Below are 5,411 nucleotides of genomic sequence, written 5' to 3'. Positions count from 1 at the left end.
ATCCTGCCGCGCCGTTGGGTCGTCGAGCGCACCATCGCATGGCTCAACCGATGCCGCCGCCTCGCCAAGGACTGGGAGGCCTCCATCGCATCCGCCGAAGCATGGCTCCTCATCGCCTCCATCAGGCAAATGACACGCCGCATCGCCAAGATCGAATTATGAGTCGGGCTCTAAGGCAGCCGTCGCGGCGCTGGCACGCGGCTGGGCCAAGGACGTCGCGCCGCGCAATATCCTGGTCAACACCGTCCAGCCGGGGCCGATCGACACCGACATGAACCCCGCCGACAGCGAATTCGCGGGGCAGGTTCTGCAAGCCATCCCGCTCGGCCGCTATGGCAAGGTCGAGGAAATCGCGGGTGCCGTCGCGTTCCTCGCCGGACCGGATGCGAGCTATATTACCGGCACCACGCTCAACATCGATGGCGGCGCGACGGCCTAAGGGATAGCACTGGCGTGCCGGCCGCAAGAGCCAGCACGCCGATGGCTTTACATGTCCGCCGCGGTCGGGCGGACTATGACCTCGTTGATGTCGACACCCTCGGGCTGTTCCAACGCGTAGCGAACCGCCCGCGCGATCGCATCCGGGGTCAGCGCCTTCTTCCGCCATCCCGTCAGCGCCGTGGCCACTGCCGGATCGGTGATGTCGTGGCCCAGTTCGGTTGCGACGACACCCGGAGAGATCAGCGTCGAACGGATCTCGTCATGCTCCTGCCGCAACCCCTCGGTGATGGCGCGCACCGCATGTTTGGTGCCGCAATAGACCGCGGCGGTGGGCATCACCATGTGCGCGGCGACCGAGGCGACGTTGACGATGTGGCCGCCCCGCTGCGCTACGAACCGAGGCAACACGGCGGCGATGCCGTTGAGGACGCCGTGGATGTTGACGTCGACCATCCGCTTCCACTCATCCCGCTTCAGCGCCGCGAGTGGCGACAGCGGCATCACGCCGGCATTGTTGACCAGCACGTCGACCCGCCCAAACCGCGCTTCGGCGGCCTCCACGAAGGCGTCGAAGTCGGCCCCGTCCGTCACGTCGAGCGTGCGCCACGCGACGGTCTCGCCCAGTTCCTCGGCCAGTGCCTGCAACCGTTCTGCGCGACGCGCGCCGATGAAGAGGCGCGCGCCGGTCGCTGCCAGTTCGCGCGCCGTGGCCTCGCCGATCCCGCTCGACGCGCCCGTGATGAGGACGACCTTGTCGGTGCTCGCTGTCATGATGCTTTCCTTACCTTGAAGTGACAGCCAGCAAGATGATGCCGCGGCTTCAACCAGCGGTAGAGCGATCGTCCAAACGCTTTGCACGATCCTCCAGAACCTGCGCTCCTTGCTTGCGCAGATCGACGCGCTGGCGGATGACGTTCGGTATGGAACGGATCACCGAGCTTGCTGCCGCCATCGATCGTCATGTCGCTGGATCAGGTGTTTGCACGACCGCGATGCCGCATGTGTCGCTGATCCGCGCTGATCAACCGAGCACCCCGACACCGGCCGTCTACGAGGCGTCGCTTTGCCTGATCGCCCAGGGATCGAAGCGCGTCGCGATCGGCGACGACAGCGTCGTCTATGACGCCGCGCATTATCTCCTGGTCTCTGTCGACCTGCCTCTGGTTGGTCACGTGATCGATGCCAGCCCCGATTGTCCATATCTCTGCTGCAAGATCGACCTCGATCCTTCGATGCTGTCCGACCTGATGGTGGCGGAGGGCGGCGCTGTGCTGCAGACCCACCTGCCGGTCCTAGGCGTCTATCCCAGCGACCCCGACCTGATCGACGCCGCATGCCGGCTGGTCGGACTGCTCGACCGGCCGGACACAATCCGCGTTCTGGCGCCACTGATCGAGCGGGAAATCCTCTACCGGCTGCTCACCGGGCCGCACGGACCGATGCTTCGCCACCTCGTGACAGCAGGTAGTCACCTCAACCAGATCAGCCGCGCCATCGCCGTGATCCGTCGCCGGTTCGACGCGCCGATCCGCATCGACGAGGTCGCCGCCGAGGCGGGCATGAGCCCCTCCTCGCTCCATGCGCATTTCAAGGCAATCACGCGCATGACCCCGCTCGAATATCAAAAGCAGTTACGCCTGCAGGAAGCGCGCCGGCTGATGCTGGTCGGCGGCGCTACGGCGGGCACGGCGGGCTTCGCGGTCGGCTATGAAAGCCCGTCGCAGTTCAGCCGCGAATATCGCCGCCTGTTCGGCGCACCGCCGCGCCAGGACATCGAACGGCTGCATGCTGCCCCTTCGGCGGAAATTGCCCTGTGACTTTTTGGTCAACGCAGCACTTGTTCATCGCGGCAGCGTGATCCGACTCTGCGGCAGCGGATGTTGGTTCATCGGGCACCGCCTATCGCCAAAAGTCGCGAAATACGGCAACGAGGCGGCATGAACCGTCTCGCCTTTCTTGCCCTCGCTATGGCGGGGCTTGCCTGGGGACTTGGTTTTCCACTCGGCAAGTTGGCCCTGCGCGAACTCGATCCGGCACATATGGTGCTGCTCCGTTTCATCGTGGCCAGCATCGTCGCTTGTCCGTTCGCCCTTGCCACGAAGGAAGCCCGAGCGCTATTTCGTTCGCCGCCGGTGCTGCTGGCGGGTGCGCTTTACGGATTGGCCTTCGTGATCCAGTTCGAAGGGCTGGCCGGGGTCACCGTCACGCTTGCTGCCTTGTTGGTCGGAGCGATGCCCGCGCTGATCGCCGTCGCGGCGTATCTGATCGGCGAACGTGTCACGCGCGCTTCATGGATCGGCGTCGTCGCAGCGACGGGTGGCGCGGCATTGATCGCCGGCAAGCCTGGCGGCGCCGGCACTGCGATCGGCATCGCGCTCTCATTGGCATCGCTACTGATCTTCCTGGCGTGGCTGCTGGCGCTAAAGCGCGTGCCTGTGACGCGATCGGCGATGGCTGTGCCTGCCGTTACACTGATTGTGGCGACGCTCACCGTGCTGCCGATCGCGCTCCTCCTCCATGGTGCTCCCCCACTCGCGCTGAGTGCGGTCGCCTGGAGCGGGATCATTGGCCAGGGTCTCCTCTCCACCTTCTTTGCCACGGCCGCGTGGCAGTATGGCGCGGCCCGCGTCGATAGCGCCAGTGCCGGCGTGTTCATCAACATCGAGCCTTTGATCGGCGCCACGCTCGGCATCAGCCTGTTCGGTGATCCGGTGGGATGGCCAGTCCTGCTGGGCGGAATGCTGATTGTGGTCGGCAGCATTGTCGTCGTTCGCGGCGAGCGCCCCAACGCCAATCACGCAGCGGACGCTACGCATGGTCTGTCGATGGACTAGGCCCTGTCGGCCCATAATTGGTCCGTGCTAAGCCGTGGTTCGCTCCCCGACTTTATATGATCAGCGTCGCTTGCCTCACCCATGGGCAGGAAGAGGCTCGCCCCCATCGCGCGCGCAGGCGATACTTGGCGTGCATTCTACCAACCCATATCGCCTGCCGCGATCTCCCGATCACGCTCGGCAAGCTCGAGCTCGTCTGCCGGACACATGGTCGACATGCCTTCACTGGCCGCCCGCTCCTGAACCTGCTCGACGAACGGCCGCAACCCGTCTTCATAATGACGGAATGCAGACGCATGATCGTCGGGATAGCGCTCCAAGGCTGCTGCCAGACGACCCGCGCCGATGATGGCCATCGAACCGCCAAGGCCAGCAAGCGGCGAGACGCAATACCCCGCATCGCCCACCAGCACGACCCGCCCGCGCGACCAGCACGGCATCCGGATCTGATTGATCCGGTCGAAATAGAAATCGTCGTCCCCAGCGACGGCCGTGAGCATGGCCGGCACCTTCCACCCCAGATCGCCGAACCGGTCCTCGATCAAACGACGCTGCTGCGCCCGATCGCGATAATCATAGGCGATCTCGCTCTCCGTGCGAAAACCGAAGCCGATGTCCGTACGATCGTCATAGCCGTTGAGCATCGCCATCCGCCCGGGCGTCCGGAAAACCTCTGTGGTGTCAGCGGGGAGCAATCCGGTCTCCGGCACGACCTTCAGAAAGAAATACCCGCCCATGAAATGGGTGAACTGGTCGCCGCCCCCGAACACCATCCGCCGCGTATTCGACCGATTGCCGTCGCACCCCATGACCAGCGCGACGTCGCGCCGCTCGCCGCTGTCCAGGGTCACCGATACCCCGTCGGCGCGCTCGACGAGTTCCGTCATCGACCGGCCGAACAGCAGTTCGACATCGTGCGTCACCGCATCGAACAATATGTCCAACAGGTCGTCACGATGGATTTCGTAACGCACCTCGGAGGCTTGATCCCCGCTCACCCCCATGGAACCCAGCGTGGAATCATCCGCATTCTTGAACGCAAAGCGGCGAGACGGCAGCGCCTTGGCCCTGACACGGTCGACGAGGCCCATCCTCTTCAAGATATCGATCGTCTCACCCTCGATGTCGACGGGCGTGCCACCACGGCGCAACCCCGGTGCCGCCTCAATGATGGTGACGCGATAGCCAAGCCGGTTCAAGCCATAGGCGGTCGCTAGACCAGCAAAGCTTGCACCGCTGATGAGGATGGCACCGTGGTCGGAACGAGGGTCGCGCGCGTCGCGGGTTGACGGAACCATGAGGGCATCTCCAAAATGGATATGCCACAAATATATACCGAGTATATCTTAATGCGCAATATGAATACCGATCCACAGGTGGACCGACGGACCCGGAAGCGCTTGGCGACCCGCCAGTCGATATCCGACGTCGCAACGCGCCTCTTCATGGAGCGCGGGTTCGATCAGGTGACAATCGACGAGATCGCGAACGCCGCCGATGTCGGGCGCATGACGGTGTTCAATCACTTTCCCCGCAAGGAAGACATGTTCTTCGACCGCGAAGAGGAGGCGCGCAATCTGGCGTTCGACACAGTCCGGTCACGCCCGCCAGGCACATCCCCGATCGAAGCTTTGGGCAGACTGGCCCACCGGATGATCGAACAGCCGTCTGAGGCCTTTCCTGTGTTCGAACACACGCAGGCGTTCGTCGAAACGGCACTGGCCAGCGAAACGTTGAAGGCCCGTGCACGCCAGATGCGCGACCATTTCGTTCAGGATCTGGCTGCCCTCTTCCAAGCAGAGCTTCACGATTTGGACGACGATACCCATGCCTATTTGGCCGCCGGGATGATCGCCTCGGCGTGGAGCACGGCGTTCCTACGCGCGCACGCTGAACTCAGCCGTACGGGCGATGCGCAGACGGCGAAGCGCGTGTTCCTGGCCGTCATCGACCGAGGCATTGTCGGCACGCTTGCCGCGCTTAAAGGCACACCGCTGGTAGGCACCGCCTTGTCCCCCGTCAGCACCACTGGCACAGATTTGAGGTTGTGAGTTGAGGAGGATCTGGGCTTCGTCGCAGTGACGAAGGAACGAAGATGAAGCCCAGATCCTCCAACGTGAAATTGCCAGCGAAGGC

The 5,411-nt window shown here is 63.9% G+C and carries 6 protein-coding genes and 1 pseudogene; 5 read left to right on the top strand and 2 right to left on the bottom strand.

All coding sequences use genetic code 11. From position 1 onward, the window contains the following. Both ABDV78_RS19385 and ABDV78_RS19380 read left to right on the top strand, forming a co-directional pair. The coding region (locus ABDV78_RS19385) for a transposase (protein WP_343529083.1) at window positions 1-162 on the top strand (162 nt) is incomplete at its 5' end. 7 nt (window positions 163-169) lie between these two features. After that, window positions 170-439: pseudogene (locus ABDV78_RS19380) on the top strand (SDR family oxidoreductase); the annotation flags it as partial. 47 nt (window positions 440-486) lie between these two features. On the opposite strand, the gene ABDV78_RS19375 reads toward ABDV78_RS19380, so the two are convergent. Further along, entirely contained in the window at window positions 487-1,212 is a 726-nt protein-coding gene (locus ABDV78_RS19375) for an SDR family oxidoreductase (RefSeq protein WP_343529082.1), read from the bottom strand. A 149-nt stretch (window positions 1,213-1,361) separates the two neighbouring features. On the opposite strand from ABDV78_RS19375, the gene ABDV78_RS19370 reads away from it, so the two are divergent. Both ABDV78_RS19370 and ABDV78_RS19365 read left to right on the top strand, forming a co-directional pair. After that, the gene (locus tag ABDV78_RS19370; protein ID WP_343529081.1) at window positions 1,362-2,258 is read left to right on the top strand and encodes an AraC family transcriptional regulator; all 897 of its coding nucleotides are present in this window, start codon (window positions 1,362-1,364) and stop codon (window positions 2,256-2,258) included. Between the two features lie 120 nt (window positions 2,259-2,378). Further along, complete coding sequence (locus ABDV78_RS19365; protein WP_343529080.1) at window positions 2,379-3,275, top strand: DMT family transporter; 897 nt, start codon at window positions 2,379-2,381, stop codon at window positions 3,273-3,275. 137 nt (window positions 3,276-3,412) lie between these two features. Here ABDV78_RS19365 and ABDV78_RS19360 read toward each other — a convergent pair whose 3' ends face one another. Next, on the bottom strand, window positions 3,413-4,603 hold the full coding sequence (locus ABDV78_RS19360) for an FAD-dependent monooxygenase (protein WP_343529079.1): 1,191 nt from the start codon (window positions 4,601-4,603) through the stop codon (window positions 3,413-3,415). Window positions 4,604-4,675: 72 nt separating this feature from the next. Here ABDV78_RS19360 and ABDV78_RS19355 point away from each other — a divergent pair, with 72 nt between their 5' ends. Next, entirely contained in the window at window positions 4,676-5,326 is a 651-nt protein-coding gene (locus tag ABDV78_RS19355; protein WP_343529078.1) for a TetR/AcrR family transcriptional regulator, read from the top strand. Window positions 5,327-5,411 lie beyond the last annotated feature (85 nt).

The sequence above is a fragment of the Sphingomonas sp. genome (assembly GCF_039594485.1).
In the GTDB taxonomy this organism is placed as follows: domain Bacteria; phylum Pseudomonadota; class Alphaproteobacteria; order Sphingomonadales; family Sphingomonadaceae; genus Sphingomonas.
Note: the sequence above shows the minus strand (reverse complement) of the source record. Positions and strands in the feature narration are given on the sequence as shown.

Bases quoted from the DNA above. Each gene is read 5' to 3' on its own strand.
- ABDV78_RS19375 (WP_343529082.1), bottom strand. From the start codon at position 1,212: ATGACAGCGAGCACCGACAAGGTCGTCCTCATCACGGGCGCGTCGAGC.
- ABDV78_RS19370 (WP_343529081.1), top strand. From the start codon at position 1,362: ATGGAACGGATCACCGAGCTTGCTGCCGCCATCGATCGTCATGTCGCT.
- ABDV78_RS19365 (WP_343529080.1), top strand. From the start codon at position 2,379: ATGAACCGTCTCGCCTTTCTTGCCCTCGCTATGGCGGGGCTTGCCTGG.